Annotated in this window: 21 protein-coding genes; all 21 read left to right on the forward strand. The window is 33.7% G+C overall.

Annotated elements, in window-relative coordinates; all coding sequences use genetic code 11:
• Window positions 1-578: 578 nt before the first annotated feature.
• Entirely contained in the window at window positions 579-1,349 is a 771-nt protein-coding gene (locus ABEY15_RS00280; protein ID WP_429887689.1) for a FliA/WhiG family RNA polymerase sigma factor, read from the forward strand.
• 567 nt (window positions 1,350-1,916) lie between these two features.
• A complete protein-coding gene (gene rpsB / locus ABEY15_RS00285) occupies window positions 1,917-2,615 on the forward strand; it encodes a 30S ribosomal protein S2 (protein ID WP_056470859.1) in 699 nt (232 codons plus the stop codon).
• Window positions 2,616-2,743: 128 nt separating this feature from the next.
• Window positions 2,744-3,628: a translation elongation factor Ts gene (gene tsf / locus ABEY15_RS00290; protein ID WP_429887690.1), complete on the forward strand. Its 885-nt coding sequence runs from the start codon at window positions 2,744-2,746 to the stop codon at window positions 3,626-3,628.
• Between the two features lie 92 nt (window positions 3,629-3,720).
• A complete protein-coding gene (pyrH, locus tag ABEY15_RS00295) occupies window positions 3,721-4,443 on the forward strand; it encodes a UMP kinase (protein ID WP_056470854.1) in 723 nt (240 codons plus the stop codon).
• A 2-nt stretch (window positions 4,444-4,445) separates the two neighbouring features.
• Window positions 4,446-5,003 (forward strand): ribosome recycling factor, encoded by a 558-nt coding sequence (frr, locus tag ABEY15_RS00300; RefSeq protein WP_429887691.1) that lies wholly within the window; start codon window positions 4,446-4,448, stop codon window positions 5,001-5,003.
• Window positions 5,004-5,188: 185 nt separating this feature from the next.
• The gene (locus ABEY15_RS00305) at window positions 5,189-5,971 is read left to right on the forward strand and encodes an isoprenyl transferase (protein ID WP_429887692.1); all 783 of its coding nucleotides are present in this window, start codon (window positions 5,189-5,191) and stop codon (window positions 5,969-5,971) included.
• Between the two features lie 17 nt (window positions 5,972-5,988).
• Complete coding sequence (locus tag ABEY15_RS00310) at window positions 5,989-6,777, forward strand: phosphatidate cytidylyltransferase (RefSeq protein ID WP_429887694.1); 789 nt, start codon at window positions 5,989-5,991, stop codon at window positions 6,775-6,777.
• 33 nt (window positions 6,778-6,810) lie between these two features.
• Complete coding sequence (gene dxr, locus ABEY15_RS00315) at window positions 6,811-7,962, forward strand: 1-deoxy-D-xylulose-5-phosphate reductoisomerase (RefSeq protein WP_429887696.1); 1,152 nt, start codon at window positions 6,811-6,813, stop codon at window positions 7,960-7,962.
• Between the two features lie 13 nt (window positions 7,963-7,975).
• Window positions 7,976-9,232: an RIP metalloprotease RseP gene (rseP, locus tag ABEY15_RS00320; protein WP_429887697.1), complete on the forward strand. Its 1,257-nt coding sequence runs from the start codon at window positions 7,976-7,978 to the stop codon at window positions 9,230-9,232.
• A 266-nt stretch (window positions 9,233-9,498) separates the two neighbouring features.
• Entirely contained in the window at window positions 9,499-11,196 is a 1,698-nt protein-coding gene (locus ABEY15_RS00325; protein WP_429887699.1) for a proline--tRNA ligase, read from the forward strand.
• Window positions 11,197-11,317: 121 nt separating this feature from the next.
• The gene (locus ABEY15_RS00330; protein WP_429887701.1) at window positions 11,318-15,628 is read left to right on the forward strand and encodes a PolC-type DNA polymerase III; all 4,311 of its coding nucleotides are present in this window, start codon (window positions 11,318-11,320) and stop codon (window positions 15,626-15,628) included.
• 245 nt (window positions 15,629-15,873) lie between these two features.
• Entirely contained in the window at window positions 15,874-16,347 is a 474-nt protein-coding gene (gene rimP / locus ABEY15_RS00335; protein ID WP_097975469.1) for a ribosome maturation factor RimP, read from the forward strand.
• Window positions 16,348-16,363: 16 nt separating this feature from the next.
• On the forward strand, window positions 16,364-17,488 hold the full coding sequence (nusA, locus tag ABEY15_RS00340; RefSeq protein WP_056470828.1) for a transcription termination factor NusA: 1,125 nt from the start codon (window positions 16,364-16,366) through the stop codon (window positions 17,486-17,488).
• An 8-nt stretch (window positions 17,489-17,496) separates the two neighbouring features.
• The gene (gene rnpM / locus ABEY15_RS00345; RefSeq protein ID WP_056470825.1) at window positions 17,497-17,766 is read left to right on the forward strand and encodes an RNase P modulator RnpM; all 270 of its coding nucleotides are present in this window, start codon (window positions 17,497-17,499) and stop codon (window positions 17,764-17,766) included.
• On the forward strand, window positions 17,763-18,062 hold the full coding sequence (locus ABEY15_RS00350; RefSeq protein ID WP_429887703.1) for a YlxQ family RNA-binding protein: 300 nt from the start codon (window positions 17,763-17,765) through the stop codon (window positions 18,060-18,062). The genes rnpM and ABEY15_RS00350 overlap by 4 nt, the downstream gene beginning before the upstream one ends.
• A 23-nt stretch (window positions 18,063-18,085) precedes the next feature.
• On the forward strand, window positions 18,086-20,266 hold the full coding sequence (infB, locus tag ABEY15_RS00355) for a translation initiation factor IF-2 (RefSeq protein ID WP_429887705.1): 2,181 nt from the start codon (window positions 18,086-18,088) through the stop codon (window positions 20,264-20,266).
• A gap of 286 nt (window positions 20,267-20,552) precedes the next feature.
• Window positions 20,553-20,900: a 30S ribosome-binding factor RbfA gene (gene rbfA, locus ABEY15_RS00360; protein WP_025568543.1), complete on the forward strand. Its 348-nt coding sequence runs from the start codon at window positions 20,553-20,555 to the stop codon at window positions 20,898-20,900.
• Between the two features lie 72 nt (window positions 20,901-20,972).
• On the forward strand, window positions 20,973-21,884 hold the full coding sequence (gene truB / locus ABEY15_RS00365) for a tRNA pseudouridine(55) synthase TruB (protein WP_429887707.1): 912 nt from the start codon (window positions 20,973-20,975) through the stop codon (window positions 21,882-21,884).
• Window positions 21,885-21,956: 72 nt separating this feature from the next.
• Window positions 21,957-22,898 carry a bifunctional riboflavin kinase/FAD synthetase gene (gene ribF, locus ABEY15_RS00370; protein ID WP_429887708.1) on the forward strand — a complete coding sequence of 314 codons (942 nt, stop codon included), beginning with the start codon at window positions 21,957-21,959 and terminating at the stop codon, window positions 22,896-22,898.
• A gap of 139 nt (window positions 22,899-23,037) precedes the next feature.
• On the forward strand, window positions 23,038-23,307 hold the full coding sequence (gene rpsO, locus ABEY15_RS00375; RefSeq protein WP_025568545.1) for a 30S ribosomal protein S15: 270 nt from the start codon (window positions 23,038-23,040) through the stop codon (window positions 23,305-23,307).
• Between the two features lie 230 nt (window positions 23,308-23,537).
• The gene (pnp, locus tag ABEY15_RS00380) at window positions 23,538-25,652 is read left to right on the forward strand and encodes a polyribonucleotide nucleotidyltransferase (protein ID WP_429887710.1); all 2,115 of its coding nucleotides are present in this window, start codon (window positions 23,538-23,540) and stop codon (window positions 25,650-25,652) included.
• Window positions 25,653-25,684: the final 32 nt, after the last annotated feature.

The following is a 25,684-nucleotide window of genomic DNA, read 5'->3' on the forward strand; positions in this document are numbered from 1 at the left end:
TATAACTAAAATCAGGACATCCTAAAGATTAATCTATTAGATTAAAAATAGAATTCTGGAATATAGGTACAATTATTTTAAAAAAATGAAAAAAATAATGTTTTTTATTGTACTAAAAAAATTCACATTATTTTAAAGAATAAGTGGATACATTAAAGAATTTTAATAATATAATTTTTAAAAGGATCGAAAAGTGAACAACTGAGTTTTTATCGAAACTTACTATTGTAAAAGTATTTTGAGACTTAGTAAATAAAATTATACTATACGTGGTGCTTATGTATGTGAAATGGATTGATTCGTACCGAATATTGAATAAAATTAATAGATTCATATTTATTACTATTTAGCCGTTTAATTATAGGGGAATTGAAAGGCTAAATAGTAATAAAAGAAGAATTTCGTGATGGGTAGTTCACTTGGGAACTGCATATTCAATAGCACGAATAAAATTTGAGTAAAGTTTTAATTTCTTTTATTTAAATGTGGCCTAAAAATTTAACAAAAATCACTATTAAGAAATAAATTTCAATCAAGTATTAAATATAATATGGTAATTCGCTGAGGTGAAAGACGTGTTGCAAGTTCAAAAAAATGTTTCACAAAGTTATTGGAAAATGTGGATTGAAGATCGTGATTTAGATGCCGGAGATGCGTTAATGCGGATATATATGCCACTAGTTCACTTTCAAGTAAATCGTATAGCTCAAAGATTACCTTCAAGTGTCAGCAGAGATGATTTACACAGTTTAGCGATGATGGGTTTATATGACGCACTAGAGAAATTTGAACCGAAAAGAGATTTGAAATTTGAAACATATGCTTCAATTAGAATAAGTGGTAATATATTGGATGGTCTTCGTAAAGAAGACTGGTTACCTAGATCAATTAGAGATAAAGCAAAAAAAATAGAATGTGCAATTGAAAAGTTAGAACCGGCTCTTGAACGAAAAGCTACACCTGAAGAAATAGCACTGTATACTGGTTATACTTCGATGGAAGTTGTTAATGTCATAAATGATGTGTTTTTCTCTAATATGTTGTCTGTAGATGAACAAATCAAAGATGCTGGAGATGGACAAGTTAATTTTATTCATACTATAAAGGATCATGAAACATTAACACCTGAAGAAATGCTACTGAAAGATGAACGAATAAGACTGCTTGCCAAGACGATTGTAACGGAATTAAATGAGAAAGAGCAGTTAGTAATAAGTTTGTATTATCATGAAGAATTAACATTTACTGAAATTGGAACAATTATTAATTTATCGACTTCTAGGGTTTCGCAGATCCATGCTAAATCTATTTTTAAATTAAGGGATCTTTTAAGTAAAAATAATATATAGGAGCTTTGTAAACTATACATTGAATTCATTTGGAATTTTAAATAATTAGTATAATGTTTTTTAAGATTATTTATATTTGTGTAGTGGAAATCAGCCTCATATTACTTACTTTATTGACAATTTCTTTTTTAACAATTTAAAGAAATATGAAGAAGAATACGATAAAGTTGAATAAATTAACAAAAATTCCCAATACTGATAAAGATTCAGTTGTTGGGACAGGTGAATTCTCAATTCTAAATCACTTAATTTATTGCCTTCATGTGTTGATTATTTAGTATGGAAGAATAACCCAAATTCGAATAATAGCAGTTCGATGATCTAAAAATAGTCTTACTATGGATGAAAATGGAAAAAGGATTTATATAGTGAAAAGGAAAAACAATCATTGTTGAAACTTCGACAATAATTTCTCGTTTTCTCTTGATAATTAATGATGTATATGCTATAGTAGTCCATGGTGTTAATACACACGCTTGCCGATTTTCTTATTGGTGCTACCCAGTTTGGGAGTGATAGGAGAAGAAGACGTGAGCGGAGGAAAAAGAACCATTAGGAGGAAATAAAATGTCAGTAATTTCTATGAAGCAATTATTAGAAGCTGGTGTTCACTTCGGTCACCAAACACGCCGTTGGAACCCAAAAATGAAACGTTACATCTTCACTGAGCGTAACGGTATCTACATCATCGACCTACAAAAAACAGTTAAAAAGGTTGAAGAGTGTTACAACGTAATGAAAGGTATCGCTGCTGAAGGTGGAAACATCCTTTTCGTTGGTACTAAAAAACAAGCTCAAGAAGCTATTAAAGATGAAGCAATCCGTTCTGGTATGTACTTCATTAACCAACGTTGGTTAGGTGGAACGTTAACAAACTTCCAAACAATCCAAAAACGTGTTAAACGTTTAAAAGATATCGAAAGAATGCAAGAAGATGGCACTTTTGAAGTGTTACCTAAGAAAGAAGTTATTCAACTTAAAAAAGAATTAGAACGTCTTGAAAAATTCTTAGGCGGAATCAAAGACATGAAGCAACTTCCTGATGCATTATTCGTAGTTGATCCTCGTAAAGAGCGTATCGCTGTTGCTGAAGCTCGTAAGTTAAACATTCCTATCATCGGTATTGTTGACACTAACTGTGATCCAGATGAAATCGATCACGTTATCCCAGCAAACGACGATGCTATTAGAGCTGTAAAACTTCTTACATCAAAAATGGCAGATGCGATTCTTGAAGCGAAACAAGGCGAAGAAACAACTGCTTAATGAGAAAGTGAAAGGTGATAAGAGGTTTTAGCCTTTTATCACCTTTTTTTAAGGTTAAAATAATCGAAAATTGTTTACCTTATAAAACGATTGAATAAAATAAGCTTACATATAGGAGATGAAATATTATGGCAATTACTGCACAAATGGTAAAAGAATTACGTGAAAAAACTGGCGCTGGTATGATGGATTGTAAAAAAGCATTAACTGAAACTGAAGGTAACATGGACAAAGCAATTGACTACCTTCGTGAAAAAGGGATCGCTAAAGCTGCTAAAAAAGGTGACCGTATCGCTGCTGAAGGTTTAACTTTCGTTGAAGTTTCTGGAAACGATGCAGTATTAATCGAAGTAAACTCTGAAACTGATTTCGTTGCTAAAAACGAAGGTTTCAAAGAATTAGGTGCTGTTCTTGCTAAACATATCGTTGCTAACAAACCTGCAACTGTTGAAGAAGCTTTAACACAAACAATGGAAAATGGTGAAACTGTTGAAACATACATTAACCATGCAATTGCTAAAATCGGAGAAAAAATCTCTTTACGTCGTTTTGAATTAGTTTCTAAAACTGATGCTGATGCATTTGGTGCTTACTTACACAGTGGCGGTCGTATCGGTGTTCTTTCAGTAGTAGAAGGAACAACTAAAGAAGATGTTGCTAAAGACGTATCTATGCACATCGCTGCAATCAACCCTAAATATATCTCTCGTGATGCTGTTTCTCAAGAAGAAGTTGAGCATGAGCGTGGAATTTTAACTCAACAAGCATTAAACGAAGGTAAACCTGAAAACATCGTTGCTAAAATGGTAGAAGGACGTATTGGTAAATACTTCGAAGAAATCTGCTTATTAGATCAATCTTTCGTTAAAAACCCAGACGTTAAAGTAGGTCAATTCGTAAAAGCTGCTAACGGAACTGTTAAATCTTTCGTTCGTTATGAAGTTGGAGAAGGCTTAGAAAAACGTGAAGATAACTTTGCTGAAGAAGTAATGAATCAAGTAAAAGGTAACTAATTTAGTTACTTTGAATGAAAATAGGGGACACTATGTGTTCCCTATTTTTTAAAGAAACGTAAATACATAGATGTACGTAAATGGAGGGTATTATGAGTAAAGCAAAGTATAATCGCGTAGTATTAAAACTTAGTGGTGAGGCACTAGCTGGCGGGCAAGGATTTGGAATTAATCCATCAGTTATTAAATCAATTGCTGAACAAGTTAAAGAAATTGCAGAACTAGATGTTGAAGTTGCAGTAGTAGTAGGTGCTGGTAACATTTGGCGTGGTAAGACAGGTAGCGAAATGGGTATGGACCGAGCTACAGCTGACTATATGGGCATGTTAGGTACTGTAATGAACTCATTAGCACTTCAAGATAGTCTTGAAACACTTGGTGTACAATCTCGTGTACAATCATCAATTGAAATGCGTCAAGTTGCAGAACCATATATCCGTCGTAAAGCAATTCGTCATTTGGAGAAAAAACGTGTTGTAATTTTTGCTGCTGGTACAGGAAATCCTTATTTCTCAACTGATACTACTGCTGCATTACGTGCTGCTGAAATTGAAGCAGATGTTATTTTAATGGCAAAAAATAATGTAGACGGAGTATATTCAGCTGACCCATCAATCGATAAAACTGCTGTAAAATACGAAACTCTTACATATTTAGACGTATTAAAAGAAGGTTTAGGTGTAATGGATTCAACTGCATCTTCTTTATGTATGGACAATGATATTCCATTAATTGTATTCTCAATTATGGAAGAAGGTAATATTAAACGTGCCGTACTTGGCGAAAATATTGGAACAATAGTAAGGGGGAAATAAAGATGTCTAATCAAATCATTTCTTTAGCAAAAGAAAAAATGACAAAAGCTGTTTCTGCTTTCTCTAGAGAATTAGCAACAGTACGTGCTGGTCGTGCAAACCCAGCTATTTTAGATAAAGTTTCAGTTGAATATTATGGTGCTCCAACACCAATCAACCAAATGGCAAATATTTCAGTACCAGAAGCAAGATTATTATTAATTACTCCTTACGATAAAACAGTTATTAATGATATGGATAAAGCGATTCAAAAAGCTGACTTAGGCTTAAATCCTTCAAATGATGGAACTGTAATCAGAATTAGCTTCCCACCATTAACAGAAGAACGTCGTCGCGACTTAGTAAAAGTAGTTAAAAAATCTGCTGAAGATGCTAAAGTTGCAGTACGTAACATCCGCCGTGATGCAAATGATGATCTTAAAAAAGCAGAAAAAAATGGTGAAATTACTGAAGATGAATTACGTGGTCTTGTAGAAGACATTCAAAAACAAACAGATTCACATATCGAAAAAATCGATGGAATCACAAAAGAAAAAGAAAAAGAGATAATGGAAGTTTAATACTGCATTGCAAGGTATATCTTACTAGCGCTTAGAAAAATAATGAATTTTTCACATTATGCTATTACATAATTTCATTATTGCATTATAATTAAATAAACTAAGCGCTTTGAGTAAAAAGACCCTCTGTTTAAGGGGGTTTTTTTACTCAATGCTTTAATTAGATATACTTAAACGGAGGATTAATGATGTTTAAATTAATTTCTTTTTTTAAAAGAAATAAAGAAGAGAAAAATGTACCTCCAAGTTCGCAATTAAATGGGGTCGACGGAGTAATTCCTGAGCATGTTGCAATAATAATGGATGGTAATGGTAGATGGGCACAAAAGAGGAATCTACCAAGGGTTAAGGGACACTATGAGGGAATGAAAGTAGTTCGAAAAATTGCAAGAACTGCTAGTAAATTAGGTATTAAGACTTTAACTTTATATGCTTTTTCAACTGAGAATTGGAAAAGACCTAAAACTGAAGTAGAATTCTTAATGAAGTTACCCCAAGAATTTCTAGGGACATTTTTACCTGAATTAATCGAAGAAAATGTGCAGGTAAGATTAACTGGAAATAAAGAGCAATTACCAAGCTATACTACAGAAGCAATATTAAGAGCAGTAGAGGAAACTAAAAACAATACAGGTATGGTATTAAATTTTGCCCTAAATTATGGTTCTAGAGACGAAATTATTTCTGCAGTTAAAAAGATTTCTTCAGATGTATTGGATAATAAAATAAATAAAGAAGAAATTAATGAAGAATTGTTCAATCGTTATTTAATGACTAGTGATTTTAAAGATCCAGATTTGTTAATTAGAACAAGTGGTGAATTAAGGATTAGTAATTTTATGCTTTGGCAAATTGCTTATTCTGAACTATATTTTACAGATGTATTATGGCCCGATTTTACCGAAGAATGTTTAATTGATGCGGTTAAAGAGTATCAAAATCGAGCAAGAAGATATGGTGGTATTTAAGAAAGCGGTGAACGAACTTGAAACAGCGTATTATAACAGGAGTTATAGCTGGAGCATTATTTTTAGGATTAGTAATATTTGGTAAATGGCCGTTTGGATTACTTGTATTTGCACTTGGCACAATCGGTTATTTTGAATTGATTAGAATGAAAAAGTTTAATTTATTTAGTGCACAAACTGTACTTGGATTAATCTTAACATGGTTAGCAATTACACCTAATCATTTATCAAATAAGATTTTACCCGTAGAAATCGGTAAAACAGAAATTTCAATTGTACTAATCCTACTACTTTTATCATATACGGTAATTACAAAGAATACATTTACTTTTGAAGATGCTTCTTTTGTAGTACTAAGTAGTTTATATGTAGGATTCGGATTTCATTATATGTACGAGATGAGAAATATGGGAATTTCATACTTTTTCTTCCCATTATTCGTAATTTGGGCAACTGATTCGGGTGCATATTTTATTGGGAAAGCTACAGGTAAAACTAAACTTTGGCCTGATATTAGTCCCAATAAAACGATTGAAGGTTCGATAGGTGGAATTATTTGTGCTGTAGTAGTTGCAGTAATTTTATCGATTATGTTAACTTTAAATCATTCAATACTATATTTAGTACTAGTAGCTGTACTTGTTTCGATTTTTGGTCAATTAGGTGATCTCGTACAATCTGCATATAAAAGATACTACGGTGTTAAAGACTCAGGAAATTTATTACCTGGTCATGGTGGGATTTTAGACAGATTTGATAGTATCATTTTCACATTGCCAATCGTCTATTTACTATTTACATTATAGTATTAGTTTTTGTATTTAAGGAGACATATGAAAATGAAGAAAATCAGCTTACTTGGAGCAACTGGTTCAATCGGTATACAAACACTCGATATTATTAGAAATCAATCAAATGATTTTGAATTAGTCGCGTGTTCAGCTGGGAGAAATATTGATGAATTATATAAGATCATTTTAGAATTTAAACCAAAACTAGTTTCAGTTGCAGGTAAAGAAGAGGCTGAAAAACTGACGAGCTTAGGTGTCCCTTCGAAAATCAAAGTTTTATATGGTGAAGAAGGCCTTATTGAAGTTGCCGTCCATGAAGACAGTACAATACTTGTTAACGCTGTTGTTGGTAGTGTAGGTTTAGTTCCAACTATGAAAGCAATTCAAAATGGTAAAACAATCGCACTTGCGAATAAAGAGACATTAGTAACAGCAGGTCATATTGTAATGGCTGAAGCAGAAAAATATGGTGTCTCAATTTTACCAGTAGATAGTGAGCATTCAGCAATCTATCAATGTTTAAATGGTGAAAACCCTAATGAAATACATAAATTAATCATCACGGCTTCAGGTGGTAGCTTTAGAGATAAAACAAGAGATCAATTAAAGGATGTTACGATTGAAGATGCTCTAAATCATCCAAATTGGTCAATGGGTGCAAAGATTACAATTGATTCAGCTACAATGATGAATAAAGGATTAGAAGTGATTGAAGCACATTGGCTATTTAATATGCCATATGAAAAAATTGATGTAGTACTACATAGAGAAAGCGTTATTCACTCTATGATTGAATTCGATGACGGAAGTGTAATGGCACAATTAGGAACACCTGATATGAGAGTACCAATCGCCTATGCACTAAACTATCCTTCAAGAAAACCAATTAATAATCATAAGCCATTAGATTTAATTAAATTTGGGACACTTCATTTTGAGGAGATGGATTTTAAAAGGTTTAAATGTTTGGATTATGCTTATCAAGCAGGAAAAGTTGGCGGTAGTTTACCAACTGTATTAAATGCGGCAAATGAGGAAGCGGTAGCTGCTTTTCTACAGAATAAAATATCATTCTTACAAATTGAGAATTTAATAGAAAACGCTCTTGAAAAACACAATGTAATAAGTAAACCTTCATTAGAAGAAATTCGTAACATTGATGAACAAACAAGACAATTCGTTTCATCACTAATAAAGTAAGGGTGGTAATTAGATGAATACAGTTATAGCGTTTGTTGTAATTTTTGGCGCACTTGTATTTTTTCATGAACTAGGACATCTATATTTTGCAAAACGTGCTGGTATATTATGTAGAGAATTTGCGATTGGATTTGGTCCAAAGGTTTTCTCATTTTATCGAAATGAAACTACATACACAATAAGATTATTGCCGCTTGGTGGTTATGTTCGTTACGCTGGGGAAGATCCAGAAATGGTACAAGTAAAGCCTGGATCACATATCGGTTTACAATTTAACTCAATGGGGGAAGTTACTAAAATTGTAGTTGATCAGTTTGATCGTTTCCAAGATCTTCGTTTTGTTGAAGTTGATTCAATAGATTTAGAGCATAAGTTAGAAATCATTGGTGTTGAAGAAGGAACTGAAGGTGTATCAAAATTCAATGTAAATGAAAAAGCGTTCATTTATAGTGAAGGACAAGGGCACCAAATTGCTCCGTATAACCGACAATTTAATAGTAAATCAGTAGGAAAAAGAGCGATTGCTATTTTTGCAGGCCCGATGATGAATTTTGTTCTAGCTTTAGTCATTTTTATCCTATTGGGATTACTTCAAGGAACTCCAGTAAATGATGCTAAAATTGGTGAATTACTTCCAAAAGGTCCAGCGCAAACTTCTGGTCTAAAAGAAGGCGACATTGTTTTATCAATTGATAATAAAGATGTTTCAAAATGGGCAGAAGTAGTTAAAATTGTTAGAGAAAGCCCAAGTAAAGAATTATTATTTAAAGTGAAAAGAGATAATAAAGTTATTTCGATTCCAATCACTCCAAAGTCAGAAACAATCGATCATAAAGTTAATGGATTAATTGGTGTATATGCACCTGTTGAAAAAAATGTTTTCTCTTCGGTTAAATATGGTATAACTGAAACAATTGGATGGACAAAAGAAATTGTATTAGCAGTTGGTCATTTAGTATCTGGTCAATTCTCAATAAATAATCTTTCGGGTCCAGTTGGTATTTATCAGGTAACAGATCAAGCTGCACAATCAGGCATATTCTACTTAATGAAATGGGCAGCGTTTTTAAGTATCAATCTTGGTATTATGAATTTATTACCATTACCAGCTCTTGATGGAGGAAGACTAACATTTTTTGCAATAGAAGCATTAAGAGGTCGACCAATAGATCGCCAAAAAGAAGGTGTCGTACACTTTATTGGTTTTGCGCTTTTAATGTTATTAATGATCATCGTAACTTGGAACGATATTAAAAGATTTTTCTTATAAGAAGCTCTGTTTAATTTAATCGTGTAATTTCATGAATTTTGTATAAGAATCCGCGACTTACTTGCTTATAAAACGGGCTTAGTGACATATTGTTTGTCAATTAGCCCGTTTTAAGTGAGAGCGGATTCTTATCTTAAAAAGCGCTTTGTTAAGAATTGTTGTTTGTATTGTTTACATATAGATTTTAAAACAATCACGAAATCTATTTTTAAAATAAGTTATTAAAAAGAATATAAGAATAAAAGAAAAATATGAGGTGAATCCTTTTGAAACAAAGTATCGTATATAGTCCAACTCTTCGTGAAGTACCATCAGATGCAGATATAAAAAGCCATCAATTATTATTAAGAGCAGGTTTTATTAGACAAAACGCATCTGGTATATATAGTTTCTTACCTTTAGGTAATAAAGTTCTTCAAAAAGTAGCAAATATCGTTCGAGAAGAAATGAATAATGCTGGTGCGATGGAAATGTTAATGCCATCAATGCAAGCGCAGGAATTATGGGAAGAATCAGGTCGTTGGGATAATTTTGGTCCAGAACTAATGCGTTTAAGAGATCGTCACGGTAGAGGATTTGCATTAGGAGCAACACATGAAGAAGTTGTTACTTCCATTATTCGTGATGAATTAAAATCATATAAAAAATTACCAATTACACTTTACCAAGTACAATCAAAATTCCGTGATGAAAAACGTCCTCGTTTTGGACTACTTCGCGGCCGTGAATTTTTAATGAAAGATGCATATTCATTCCATGCATCACAAGAAAGCTTGGATGAAGTATATGATCGTTTATTTACGGCTTATAGCAACGTATTTACTCGTTGTGGATTAAATTTCAGAGCGGTCGTTGCTGATTCAGGAGCGATGGGCGGAAAAGATACGCATGAATTCATGGTGTTATCTGACATTGGTGAAGATACAATCGCATTTTCAAATGAATCTAGCTATGCAGCAAATATTGAAATGGCACCAGTTGTGACGAATTATGAACCATCTGATGAGAAATTAGAAGAAGTTCAAAAAGTAGAAACGCCAAATCAAAAAACAATCGATGAAGTAATTGAATTCTTAAACTTACCAATTGAAAAAAGCATTAAATCAATTATTTTCAAAGCAGATGAAAGTTTTGTATTAGTGCTTGCTCGTGGTGACCACGAAATCAACGATATTAAATTAAAGAACTATTTAGGTGCACATTCAGTAGAGCTTGCTACTAAAGAAGAAGTAAAAGAACTAATGAACTGTGAAATAGGATCATTAGGTCCAATTGGAGTAAAATCTGATTTATTAGTATTAGCGGATAATGCAATTAAAGGTATTGTAAATGGTTGCTGTGGAGCAAATGAAGAGGGCTACCACTACATTAACGTAACGGTAAATAGAGACTATAATGTTAAAGATTTCGTAGACTTAAGATTTATCCAAGAAGGTGACTTATCTCCAGACGGTAAAGGAACTATTTCATTTGCAAAAGGGATTGAAGTAGGTCATGTATTTAAATTAGGTACAAAATATTCTGAGTCTATGAATGCAACATTCCTTGATGAAAATGGAAAATCGAATCCAATCATTATGGGATGCTATGGAATTGGTGTATCGCGTACATTAGCTGCAATTGTAGAGCAATATAATGACGAGAAAGGTATTGTTTGGCCGAAAAACCTAGCTCCTTTTGATGTACATGTCATTACTGTAAATACAAAGAATGAAGAGCAAGTAAATTTAGCAGACGATATTTATAAAACGTTAAAAGAGATTGGACAAGATGTATTATTAGATGACCGAAATGAACGCGTTGGTGTAAAATTTGCAGACGCAGATCTTTTCGGAATTCCTGTACGAGTAGTTGTTGGTAAAAAAGCTGCTGAAGGAATTGTAGAACTTAAAACAAGAGATGGACAAGTTAGTAAAGAAGTAGAAATTTCTAACCTTGTGAATGAAATAAATATGTTAAAATAAAATAAAAGTGGAAGCGACACTTACGGGAATCGCACACAAATAAAAAGTACCTCTTATTTTTGGAGGTACTTTCGATTTTTTTACACATATATTGCAATTTATAAATAAGGTTGGTGAAAAAATGGGACAAACACGTCAGGAGCGGTTTCAGCTATTATTAGATCAGCTTCAATTTCCTGAAGATATGCGAGATTTGTATTTTAAAAATGGGGAAATCGTAAACCTTGAAGTAAATAAAAGCGAAAAAAAATGGCAGTTTACTTTTAAAATAGATAATGTTTTACCTTTTGCAACATTTCAAGTATTTGTAACAAGTTTATTAAGAACTTTTAAACATATAGCAGATGTCTCAGTCGTTATTAATACAGAAAATCCAAAAATAGATGAACAAAAAGTAATTGATTATTGGTCATTTATGATTCAATCTGTTGAATCGAAATCTCCTATTTTACAACATATTGAATCTGCCTTACCTTCAGTTGAAAATAATAAAGTAATGATCGATTTAAATAGTCTAATTGAAGAGAATGCTTTTACAAATCGATACGTTCCTCAGCTGCAAGATTTATATCAAAAAGTAGGTTTTCCTAAGTTGTTTTTTGAGAATACGATAAAAGATAATGTTGAAGAAAAAACTGAGTTTCTTGAGAAAAAAGCTGAAGAAGATCGTAAGCGTGCGATGGAAGTACTTGTTGAATTAGAAAAGAAAGAGGCAGCTGAAGAAGCAGAAGGAGATGAGCCTCAAGGTCCTCTTGTTGTTGGATATTATATTAAGGAAACTGAAATTAATACAATCTCGTCAATCATTGAAGAAGAAAAACGAGTAGTTCTTCAAGGATATGTATTCGATTCTGAAATTCGTGAACTTAAGAGCGGCCGTGTCTTAATTACATTTAAAATAACTGATTACACGAGTTCAATACTAGTGAAAATGTTCTCTAGGGATAAAGAAGATATCCCGATGTTAAATAAAATTAAAAAGGGTATGTGGGTAAAAGTTAGAGGATCAGTACAAAACGATACATTTGTACGTGATCTAGTCATGATTGCTAATGATATAAATGAAATTACACCAGATGAACGCAAGGACGAAGCTCCAGAAGGAGAGCGTAGAATTGAGTTACATGCTCATACACATATGAGCCAAATGGATTCAGTCGTTTCAGCAGGTGATTTAGTTAAACAAGCAGGTAAGTTTGGTCATGAAGCAATTGCAATAACGGATCATGCAGTTGTTCAATCCTTCCCTGAAGCATTTGGAGCAGGTAAAAAACACGGTGTAAAAATACTATATGGCGTTGAAATAAATTTAGTAAATGATGGTGTACCAACAGCATATAATCCATCTCATATTTCATTAGAGGAAGCAACCTATGTTGTATTTGACGTAGAGACAACAGGTCTTTCTGCTGTTTATGATACGATCATCGAGTTAGCTGCTGTAAAGATTCATAAAGGAGAAATCATTGACCGATTTGAACGATTTGCAAATCCTCATCATCCACTATCTGCAACTACGATTGAATTGACGGGAATTACTGACGATATGGTAAGAGATGCCCCAAATGTTGATGTGGTACTTCGGGAGTTTAAAGAGTGGATGGGTGACGATATACTAGTAGCTCATAATGCTTCATTTGATATGGGCTTTATTCAAATGGGCTTTAAAAAATATGAAATTGGTATTACAAATAACGGTGTAATTGATACGCTTGAGTTAGCTAGAACTTTGTATCCGGATTTTAAAAACTTTCGATTAAATACATTATGTAAAAAATTCGATATTAACTTAACACAACATCATAGAGCGATATACGATGCTGAGGCCACTGGCTTCTTACTTCTAAAAATGCTGAAAGATGCTGCAGAGCAGGATATGTATTATCATGACGAGCTAAATAATAACATGGGGAAAGGCGATTCTTATAAACGAGCAAGACCATCACATGCAACTCTATTAGCTACGAATGAAACTGGACTAAAAAACTTGTTTAAAATTGTTTCATACTCTCATATCCATTATCATCATCGAGTTGCAAGGGTTCCTCGATCATTACTAGTGAAACATCGCGAAGGAATATTAGTTGGATCTGCATGTGATAAAGGTGAAGTTTTTGAGGCAAGTGTTCAAAAGTCTCCTGAAGAAGCAGAAAAGCTAATGGAGTTTTATGATTATATCGAAGTAATGCCACCAGAGACACTTTTACATTTAGTAGAATTAGAAATTGTTCGAAATGAACAACATTTAAGAGAAGTTATTTCAAAGCTTGTAAAAATGGCTGAAAAGGTAGAAAAAATTGTTGTTGGTACTGGTAACGTTCATCACTTACAAAAAGAAGATCAAATTTATCGAAAAATTTTAGTTGGTTCTCAAGGTGGAGCAAACCCACTAAATCGACATCGATTACCAGATGTTCATTTTAGAACAACCAATGAGATGCTATCTGCATTCGCATTTTTAGGAGAAGAAAAAGCAAAAGAAATAGTCGTAACAAATACTCAAAAAATTGCTAGTTTGATTGAAGATATAAAACCAATTAAGGATGACTTATATACTCCAAAAATTGAAGGTGCTGAAGATGAAGTTCGTGATATGAGCTATCAAATGGCAAGATCTATTTATGGAGAGCAATTACCAGAAATTGTAGAAGCACGTCTTGAAAAAGAGTTAAAAAGTATTATTGGACATGGTTTTGCTGTAATTTATTTGATTTCGCATAAACTTGTAAAAAAATCATTAGATGATGGGTATCTAGTAGGATCAAGGGGATCTGTAGGTTCATCATTAGTAGCGACTATGACAGAAATAACGGAAGTAAATCCACTTCCACCACATTACGTCTGTCCAAATTGTAAACACTCAGAGTTTTTCAATGATGGATCAGTAGGTTCTGGATTCGATTTACCGAACAAAGATTGTCCAGAATGTGGTACTGCATACAAAAAAGATGGTCATGATATTCCTTTCGAAACCTTCCTTGGATTTAAAGGAGATAAGGTCCCTGATATCGATTTGAATTTCAGCGGCGAATATCAACCAACTGCTCACAATTATACAAAAGTACTTTTTGGTGAGGACTATGTCTATCGTGCAGGTACAATCGGTACAGTAGCTGACAAGACAGCATACGGTTATGTACGAGGGTATGCAAATGATCATAATCTAAACTTACGTGGTGCTGAATATGATCGATTAGCTATGGGATGTACGGGTGTAAAAAGAACAACTGGACAACATCCAGGTGGAATTATAGTAGTTCCAGATTATATGGACATTTATGATTTTTCACCGATTCAATTCCCAGCTGATGATGTAAAGTCTGAATGGAAAACGACACATTTTGATTTCCATTCAATCCATGATAATTTATTAAAACTAGATATTCTTGGACACGATGATCCTACCGTTATCCGTATGCTTCAAGACTTAAGTGGAATCGATCCAAAAACGATTCCAACTGATGACCCTGAAGTTATGAAAATATTTGCTGGACCAGAACCTTTAGGTGTTTCAGAGGAACAAATAGGCTGTAAGACAGGTACTTATGGAATCCCTGAATTCGGAACAAAATTCGTTCGTCAAATGTTAGAAGATACGAAGCCATCTACTTTCTCAGAACTAGTTCAAATTTCTGGTTTATCACATGGTACAGATGTATGGCTAGGAAATGCATCTGAATTAATTAACAGTGGTACTTGTACACTTTCTGAAGTAATTGGTTGTCGTGACGACATCATGGTTTATTTAATATATCAAGGATTAGAACCTTCATTAGCATTTAAAATAATGGAATCTGTTCGTAAAGGTAAGGGCGTACCAGTAGAGTGGGAAGAAGAAATGAGAAATAATAAAGTACCTGCTTGGTATATTGATTCATGTAAAAAAATTAAGTATATGTTCCCGAAGGCCCACGCTGCAGCATATGTTTTAATGGCAGTACGAATTGCATATTTCAAAGTTCACCATCCAATTCTTTATTATGCTGCTTATTTTACAGTACGAGCAGAAGATTTCGATATCGAAGCAATGATTGCTGGTCCAAGTACGATTAAAGCTAAAATTGAAGAAATTGCGATAAAAGGATTAGATGCATCAGTAAAAGAGCGAAGTTTAATGACTGTACTAGAGTTAGCATTGGAAATGTGTGAAAGAGGTTATTCATTTGAAAAAATGGATTTATATCGATCTAGTGCAGATGAATTTTTAGTAAATGGTAACAAATTAATTCCACCGTTTAATTCGATTCCTGGATTAGGGACGAATGCGGCTAAAAATATTGTTACGTCTAGAGAAGACGGAGAATTCCTTTCGAAAGAAGACTTACAACAAAGAAGTAAAATTTCAAAAACAGTATTAGAGTATTTAGATAAACAAGGCTGTTTACAAAACTTACCTGATCAAAACCAATTATCACTTTTCGATGGCTTTTAACAGTTTGCAAAACTTGGGAATTATGGTATAGTAGATACAGATGTAATTTAGCACGGGATTTTTCTTGAAGAGCAGGGGCAACCTGCTCTTTCTTATTACCCTTATGACCCAATTCATCTCTTACGTAGTGTGCAACTTGAATTTTAAGTTACAATAATTGCGTAAATTGGAAATACTAAAGATAATTTCCCTGCTAAATAGCAGGGAATTTTCATCTTGTAATGTTTGGAAGGAGGATACTTCTTGTGAGTAAGAAGGTCACAGAGGTTGTATCAGAATTAGCACAACCAATAATTGAACAACTAGGATTAGAGTTAGTTGATGTAGAATACGTAAAAGAAGGAAAAGACTGGTTCCTTCGAGTATTTATAGATAGTGAGTCTGGAATTGATTTGGAGCAATGTGCTGCAGTAAGTGAAAGACTAAGTGAAGTCTTAGATGAAAAAGATCCAATTGAAAACCTATATTTTTTAGATGTTTCATCACCAGGTGCTGAGCGTCCTTTAAAGAAAGAACAAGATTTTATAAAAGCAATTGGAAAACAAGTTTTCATTAAAACTTATGAACCAATCCTTGACGAAAAGAAATTTGAAGGGAAATTAATTTCCTATACGTCAGAGGAAGTTCAGTTAGAGTTAACAATTAAAACAAGGAAAAAAATGATTACAATTCCAACACCAAAAATCGCAAGTGCAAGACTTGCTGTTACGTTTTTCTAAGTAGGGGGTACTTTTAATGAGTTCGGAGTTATTAACAGCATTAGAAATAATTGAAAGAGAAAAAGGAATTAGTAAAGATGTAGTAATTGAAGCAATTGAAGCAGCTTTAATTTCAGCATATAAACGTAATTTTAATCAAGCACAAAATGTTCGAGTTGATTTTAACCTACATAACGGTTCAATTCGTGTTTTTGCAAGAAAAGAAATAGTAAGCAATGTGTTTGATACACGTTTAGAAATTACAGTTGAAGAAGCACAACAACATAATCCAAACTTTATGGTAGGAGATATCATTGAATTAGAAGTAACACCTAAAGACTTTGGACGAGTTGCTGCAACTACTGCTAAACAAGTAGTAACACAAAGAGTCCGTGAAGCAGAACGCGGTGTAATTTATTCAGAATATATTGACCGCCAAGAAGATATGATGACAGGTACAGTTCAACGTATCGATTCACGCGCAATTTATGTTAACTTAGGTAAAATTGAAGCAGTACTTCCTGTAACAGAACAAATTCCAACTGAGAAATACAGAATCCATGATCGCATTAAAGTATTTGTTACAAAAGTTGAAAAAACATCAAAAGGTCCACAAATTTTTGTATCACGTACTCACCCTGGATTATTAAAGCGTTTATTTGAAACAGAAGTACCTGAAATTTATGATGGTGTTGTAGAAATTCGTTCAGTAGCGCGTGAAGCAGGTGACCGTTCTAAGATTTCAGTTTATACAAGCAACCCTGATTTAGATCCAGTAGGTGCTTGTGTAGGTCAAAAAGGTCAACGTGTACAATCAATTGTTAATGAATTAAAAGGTGAAAAAATTGATATTGTACGTTGGTCTTCAGATCCAGTTGAATTTGTTGCAAATGCATTAAGTCCATCTCAAGTTATTAGAGTTTTAGTAAATGAAGAAGAAAAAGCAACTACAGTAGTAGTACCAGATCACCAATTATCTCTTGCAATTGGAAAAAGAGGTCAAAATGCTAGATTAGCTGCGCGTTTAACTGGTTGGAAAATTGATATTAAATCACAGTCTGATGCAGATAAAATTGGTATTGACTATACATCACCAGCGCAAGAAGTAACAGTATCTAATGATGATTTCGATGCTTACGCTGACGACTTTAATGAGGAGTGAGTAAACTCATGAATCGAAAAATTCCTTTACGTAAGTGTGTTGTAACACAAGAAATGAAACCAAAAAAAGAATTAATTAGAATTGTTCGTTCTAAAGAAGGAGAAGTATCCATTGATCCAAGTGGAAAAAAATCAGGTCGTGGAGCTTACTTAACAAAATCTGTTGAAGTTGTAAAACAAGCGCAGCAAAAAAATACTTTAGAACAGCAATTAAATGCTAAAATTGATGCTAGTTTATATGAAGAACTTTTAGCGTATATTGAAAAGGAAAAAGCATGACAAACAAAGGATTGTCTTTATTAGGACTTGCAGCTAGAGCTCGTAAAGTGGTTTCAGGCGAAGAGTTAGTTGTAAAAGAAGTCCAACAAAAAAGAGCAAAACTAGTTATTTTGTCAAAGGATGCTTCCGATTTAACCGCGAAGAAAATAAAAGACAAGACAACTTTTTACAATACTCCACTTTGTTATGTTGAAAATCGCTTTGAATTAGGGCACGCTATTGGGAAAGACGCTCGAGTGGTCGTTGCAATTACTGATCCAGGATTTGCAACAAAACTTCAGACATTATTAAATTAATGGACTAATCTGGGGGTGAACGTATGACGAAAATTAGAATTTATGAGTATGCTAAAAAGCAAAATGTTTCAAGTAAGGAAATTATTGAAAGACTCAAGGATTTAAAAATCGAAGTAAAGAATCATATGGCCACAATTGCAGAAGATATTGTTGAAAAATTAAATAAGAGTTTTCAACCAAAGTCTGTAGAGATAAAACAACCCCAAAAAGCTGTGTCCAAATCTTCTTTTAAGGTAATTCCTGCATTTAATGTAGAAGCTAGTGATGAACTTGATTACGAAGTAGACTACCAATTAGAAGATACGAAAGAGAAATCCAAAAAGAACAGTAATAAAAAGAAAAAGACTGATAGCCAAAAGCAAAGCAGTCAAATTGAAGATCGACAAACGACAGGGATAAAGAAAGGCAATCAAAATATGAATCATAAAAATAACTCAACCGAGAACACCTCAAATAAAATTATCTTCTCAGGTTCATTAAAAGTATCTGAGCTTGCAAAAAAATTAGGTAAAGAACCATCAGAATTAATTAAAAAATTATTTATGTTAGGCATTATGGCGACAATTAACCAAGACCTTGATAAAGACACAATTGAATTATTAGCAAGTGACTACGGAGTTGAAGTTGAAGAGGAAGTTATTGTCGATGAAAATGACTTCGAAAGCTTTATTGATGAAGCTGATGATGAAGCTAATCTACAAGAACGTCCACCAGTTGTAACGATTATGGGTCACGTTGACCACGGTAAAACAACTTTACTTGACTATATTCGTAAATCAAAAGTAACTGCTGGAGAAGCAGGTGGAATTACACAACATATCGGTGCTTACCAAGTAGAAATCGAAGGAAAGAAAATTACGTTCTTGGATACGCCTGGTCATGCCGCATTTACTACAATGCGTGCACGTGGAGCACAAGTTACTGATATTACAATTATCGTTGTAGCAGCAGATGACGGTGTTATGCCTCAAACAGTAGAAGCAATCAATCACGCAAAAGCAGCAGAAGTACCTATTATTATAGCTGTGAATAAAATGGATAAAGAATCTGCAAACCCAGATCGTGTAATGCAGGAATTAACTGAACACGGTATTGTATCAGAAGCATGGGGTGGAGACACAATCTTTGTTCCTATTTCAGCATTAAACGGTAATGGTGTTGATCAGTTACTTGAAATGATTCTTTTAGTTAGTGAAGTAGAAGAATATAAAGCTAACCCTACACGTAAAGCACTAGGTACTGTAATTGAAGCTGAATTAGATAAAGGTAAAGGTGCAGTTGCAACTTTATTAGTTCAAAACGGTACATTAAAAGTTGGAGATCCAATCGTAGTTGGTACTTCATTTGGTCGTGTACGTGCAATGGTAAATGACTTAGGTCGTCGAATTAAAGAGGTTGGCCCATCTACTCCAGTTGAAATTACTGGTTTAAATGAAGTGCCTCAAGCTGGTGACCGCTTCATGGTATTTGCTGATGAGAAACGCGCACGTCAAGTTGGTGAAGCACGTGCTTCAAAAGCAGTTCTTCAACAACGTAACGAAAGCTCAAAATTATCTCTTGAAGATTTATTTGCTCAAATTCAAGAAGGTAATGTAAAAGAAATTAATCTAATTGTAAAAGCAGACGTTCAAGGTTCTGTTGAAGCGATGGCTGCTTCATTACAAAAAATTGAAGTAGAAGGCGTAAAAGTTAAAATCATCCACACAGGCGCTGGTGCAATTACTGAGTCTGACGTAATTTTAGCTTCTGCATCTAATGCGATTATTATTGGTTTCAACGTACGTCCTGATGTAAATGCAAAACGTACTGCAGATTTAGAAAATGTAGATATTCGATTACACCGTATTATTTACAAAGCAATTGAAGAAATTGAATCTGCGATGAAAGGTATGTTAGACCCTGAATTTGAAGAAAAAGTAATCGGTCAAGCAGAAGTTCGTCAAGTATTCAAAGTATCAAAAGTTGGTACAATTGCTGGATGTTATGTAACTGATGGAAAAATCACTCGTGACAGCGGTGTTCGTTTAATTCGTGACGGTATTGTTGTATTCGAAGGTCAATTAGACACATTAAAACGTTTCAAAGATGACGTTAAAGAAGTAGCAACAAACTACGAATGTGGTATTACGATCGAGAAATACAATGATATTAAAGAAGGCGACGTAATCGAAGCTTACGTAATGGAAGAAATTAAACGTAAATAATAACGAAAAGTGGAAGGCGTTTGTTCAGCCCCGACAAGCATAAGAACAAGAACAGTAAAGGTTAAAAACCAACCTTTATTGGTCATTGGTCTGTGACCTCGAGGGGCGACTCGCTGGAACTAGACATCATATTTCCTTCTTTTATAAGATGATTTAAAAACTGGAAATAAATAATGGACTTATCACAAATGAATAAGTTTAGCATAATAAATAATTATTTATACAATTAGTTAAACTAATTGTATGAAGCACGGATTGTTTTGCTTTGTAAGATTGAGGTGAAAGTATGAAAGTAAGAGCACATCGTGTTGGGGAACAAATGAAGAAAGAACTTGGTGAGATTATTGGTAGAAAAATTAAAGATCCAAGAATCGGCTTTGTAACAGTTACTGATGTTCAAGTAACTGGTGACCTTCAACAAGCTAAAGTCTATATTTCAGTATTAGGTGACGATGAACAACGTCAAAATACATTAATTGGATTAGCGAAAGCAAAAGGATTTATTCGTTCTGAAATTGGTCAACGTATTCGTTTACGTAAGACACCAGAATTAATTTTTGAATTTGATGAATCAGTCGATTATGGTAATCGAATTGAGACATTGCTAACTCAAATTAATAAAGAGAATAACTGATAATGAATGGATAGGCGAGAGATTCGTCTATCCATTTTTCATCATGCTAAAAAATAAACGATAGGTGATAAGATGAATGGTGTAATTGCACTAAATAAACCAGCGGGTCTTACCTCTCATGACTGCGTCTTTAAAATAAGAAAGATTTTAAAGACAAAAAAAGTCGGTCATACAGGAACCCTTGATCCAGAAGTAACGGGCGTCTTGCCGATATGTGTAGGTGAAGCTACAAAGCTAATACCATATTTAACCGATGATCGGAAAAAATATATTGGAGAAATTACTTTAGGATTTTCTACAACTACTGAGGATGCTCATGGTGAAATGATTGAGCAAAAGAAGGTTGATCGAGTTATTACTCGTGAAGAGATTTTAAATGTACTAAATCAATTAACAGGAGATATTAGTCAAACTCCACCTATGTACTCTGCTGTTAAAGTAAATGGCAAAAAACTATATGAATACGCGAGGGCTGGAATCGAAGTAGAACGTCCAACTAGAACGGTTACAATATTTGAAATCATTTTACTTGATGATCGAGAAGTATTCGAAGGGGATACAATTTCTTTTAAATTTGAAGTTTTTTGTAGTAAAGGTACATATATTAGAACTTTAGCTGTTCAAATTGGTGAACTTTTAGGGTTCCCGGCTCATATGTCTTATTTAACTAGAACAAAAGCTGGCGCATTTACGATTGATGATTGTGTTACATTTGCTGAATTAGAAGAAAATGCTAATGATTTTACTTTAGATCGTGTAATGTTATCGATGGAGCAAGCTCTTAATGAGTACCCTCGACTAAATGTGAATGAAAAAGAAGAGGTTAGAGTATTTAATGGTGGATTTTTTCCTAATACGATGAATTGTAAAGAAGGAGAATATATTGCAGTCTACAACGAAAATAACAGAATTATTGCAATGTACACCCCAAATCCTAAAGATAATAAAGTAATTAAACCGACAAGAGTATTTCATAACCAATAGAAAAAACTATATAAATTTTATTCATTGTTCTATAATGGGAAAAGAGACTTGATTATAGAAAAGGTGATAAATATGACAAAAATAATAAAAATCACCCATCCTCATTCAATAAAAAAAGAAGATTGTAAAGAAACGGTCTTAGCACTTGGCTTTTTTGATGGAGTACATAAAGGTCATCAACAAGTCATAAAAGCTGCCAAAGAAATTGCGGATGAAAAAGGATTATTATTATCAGTGATGACATTCGATCCACATCCATCTGCAATTCTCGGAAATCGCGATGATGCGATTTCTTATTTGACACCTTTGGAGCTAAAAGTGAAGTGGATGGAGAAACTTTGTGTAGACCAATTATTTGTCGTTGAATTTTCAGAGGAATTTGCGGCACTACTACCACAAGAATTTGTCGATCAATACATTATTGCTTTAAATGCAAAACATGTTGTTGCTGGATTTGATTTTTCATTTGGAAAATATGGTAAAGGGAATATGGAATCTTTACCATTTCATTCTAGAGGTGAATTTACTCAATCAACAGTTTCAAAATTCGTTTTAGACGATGAGAAAGTAAGTTCAACACGAATTAGAGAAGCGATAAAAGCTGGTGAAATGGAAGAAGCTACCCACTTACTTGGCAGACAGTATCAAATTAAAGGGATCGTTGTAGATGGTGACAAACGTGGCCGAACAATTGGATTTCCAACAGCTAATATTTCTGTTTCCATTCCGTATGCATTACCATCAGTAGGTGTTTATGCTGTAAAATGTATTGTTAACGGTGAAATATATGAAGGTATGTGTAATATTGGATACAAACCAACTTTCTATCATGAGTTCCAAAAACAAACAATTGAAGTAAATATTTTTGAGTTTAATGAAGATATATACGGAAAAGAAGTTGAAATTTTTTGGTATGCTAGAATACGTGATGAAAAGAAGTTTAATGGTATAAATGAATTAATTGATCAATTACAAAAAGATCGTGAAACAGTAAAAAGTTATTTTCGAGAATAACTAATTTAGAATACTTGCTTTTATAATTAAAACAATGTAATATTATTAAAGTACTTGAAAAACCGTTGCTTGGCAAATCGATTCACCGACGACTGCTAGGTGATAGGTGTTCAACAATATTATTATGAGGTGAAAAAACATGGCATTAACTCAAGAACGCAAAAACGAAATTATCAGCACTTACAAAACTCATGCGAACGATACTGGTTCTCCAGAAGTTCAAATTGCAGTTTTAACTGAAAACATTAACTCTTTAAATGGGCACTTACGTACTCACAAAAAAGATCACCACTCTCGTCGTGGTTTATTAAAAATGGTTGGTAAGCGTCGTAACTTACTTAACTACTTACGTAACAAAGACATTACTCGTTACCGTGAATTAATTAACAAATTAGGTTTACGTCGTTAATTCGAGTATTAATTTGATACTTTAAGAAAAAGCGGGATTCTTCCCGCTTTTTCTTATACATATCGATTTGAAATTACTGATCAATTGAATTTTAAATTTATAAATATTTATTCTCTTTTTCTCGTTAGTTGATTTCTTTACTAAACATAGGAGATAATAGAGAATATACGATTTTTTTACATAATAGTTTAGACTTTGAATTGTAAATTAGAGAGGGGTATTTATACCATATGGAACAACAAAAGCACGTTTTTTCCACGGAACTTGCTGGTAAAACTCTTACTGTTGAAGTAGGACAATTAGCAAAGCAAGCAAATGGAGCAGTTTTAGTAAGATACGAAGATACTGTCGTATTAGCAACAGCAACTGCATCAAAAGAACCTAAAAAAGTTAGCTTTTTCCCATTAACAGTAAACTACGAAGAGCGTTTATATGCAGTAGGTAAAATTCCTGGTGGATTTATTAAACGTGAAGGTAGACCAAGTGAAAAAGCAATATTAGCGAGTCGACTAATTGACCGCCCAATTCGACCATTATTTGCAGATGGATTCCGTAATGAAGTACAAGTAATCAGCATGGTAATGAGTGTTGATCAAGATTGTTCATCAGAAATGGCTGCTATGTTTGGTAGTTCATTAGCACTATGCGTATCTGACATTCCTTTTAACGGACCTATTGCTGGGGTTGTAGTTGGTCGTATAAACGGCGAATTTATTATTAATCCAACAGTTGAGCAAGCTGAAAACAGTGACATTCATTTAACAGTTGCTGGTACGAAAGATGCAATTAACATGGTTGAAGCTGGAGCTAATGAAGTGCCAGAAGAAGTAATGCTTGAAGCAATTATGTTTGGTCATGAAGAAATTAAAAAATTAATTGCATTCCAAGAAGAAATTGTAGCTCAAATTGGAAAAGAAAAAATAGAAATTCAGCTTCATGAACTTGATGCTGAATTAGAAAAACAAATTCGTGAAATTTGTGAAACAGAATTAAATGCAGCAATTCAAGTTCATGAAAAACATGCTCGTGAAGCTGCAATCAATGAAGTAAAAGAACGTGTTGTTCTTCACTTTGAAGAAAATGAAGCAGACGAAGAGATCATTGGACAAGTTAAAGAAATTCTTTCAATGCTAGTGAAAGAAGAAGTGCGTCGTTTAATTACGGTTGAAAAAGTTCGTCCTGATGGAAGAAAATTAGATGAAATCCGTCCATTATCATCACAAGTTGGTTTACTACCTCGTACACATGGTTCTGGCTTGTTCACTCGTGGACAAACTCAAGCGTTAAGCATTTGTACACTAGGGGCTCTAGGTGATGTGCAAATTCTTGATGGATTAGGCATAGAAGAATCAAAACGTTTTATGCATCATTATAATTTCCCACAATTTAGTGTTGGTGAAACAGGACCAATTCGTGGACCAGGTCGCCGTGAAATTGGACATGGAGCATTAGGTGAAAGAGCACTTGAGCCAAGTATTCCAGATCAAAAGGATTTCCCATACACAATCCGACTTGTATCAGAAGTACTTGAATCAAATGGTTCAACTTCACAAGCAAGTATTTGCGCAAGTACTCTTGCAATGATGGATGCTGGTGTACCAATTAAAGCACCAGTTGCTGGTATTGCAATGGGATTAATTAAATCTGGTGAACATTATTCAGTTCTTACTGATATTCAAGGTATGGAAGATCATTTAGGAGATATGGACTTTAAAGTAGCAGGAACAGCTAAAGGTGTAACTGCACTTCAAATGGACATTAAAATTGAAGGTTTATCAGAACAAATCTTAAAAGAAGCATTAGAGCAAGCAAAAATTGGTCGTATGCAAATTCTTGATTCGATGCTTGCTACAATAAGCGAACCAAGAACAGCATTATCTGAGTTTGCTCCAAAAATCTTAATGATGACAATTAACCCAGATAAAATTAAAGATGTTATTGGACCAGGTGGAAAACAAATCAATAAAATTATTGAAGAAACTGGCGTAAAAATTGACATCGAACAAGATGGAACAGTATTTATTTCATCTGTAGACCAACCTATGAATGAACGTGCTAAACAAATTATTGAAGACCTTGTTCGTGAAGTAGAAGTAGGTCAATTATACATGGGTAAAGTAAAACGAATTGAAAAATTCGGCGCATTCGTTGAAATCTTTGCAGGTAAAGATGGATTAGTCCATATTTCTGAACTTGCAGAAGAACGCATTGCAAAAGTTGAAGACGTAGTTTCACTTGGGGACGAAATCCTAGTAAAAGTAACTGAAATCGACAAACAAGGACGAGTAAACTTATCTCGCAAAGCTGTATTAAAAGAACAAAAAGAAAAAGCTGAGCAAAACTAGAAAAGCGGAAGGCGTTCGCTAAACGCCTGGAG

The sequence above is a fragment of the Gottfriedia acidiceleris genome, assembly GCF_050457485.1.
Lineage (GTDB): Bacteria > Bacillota > Bacilli > Bacillales > Bacillaceae_G > Gottfriedia > Gottfriedia acidiceleris_D.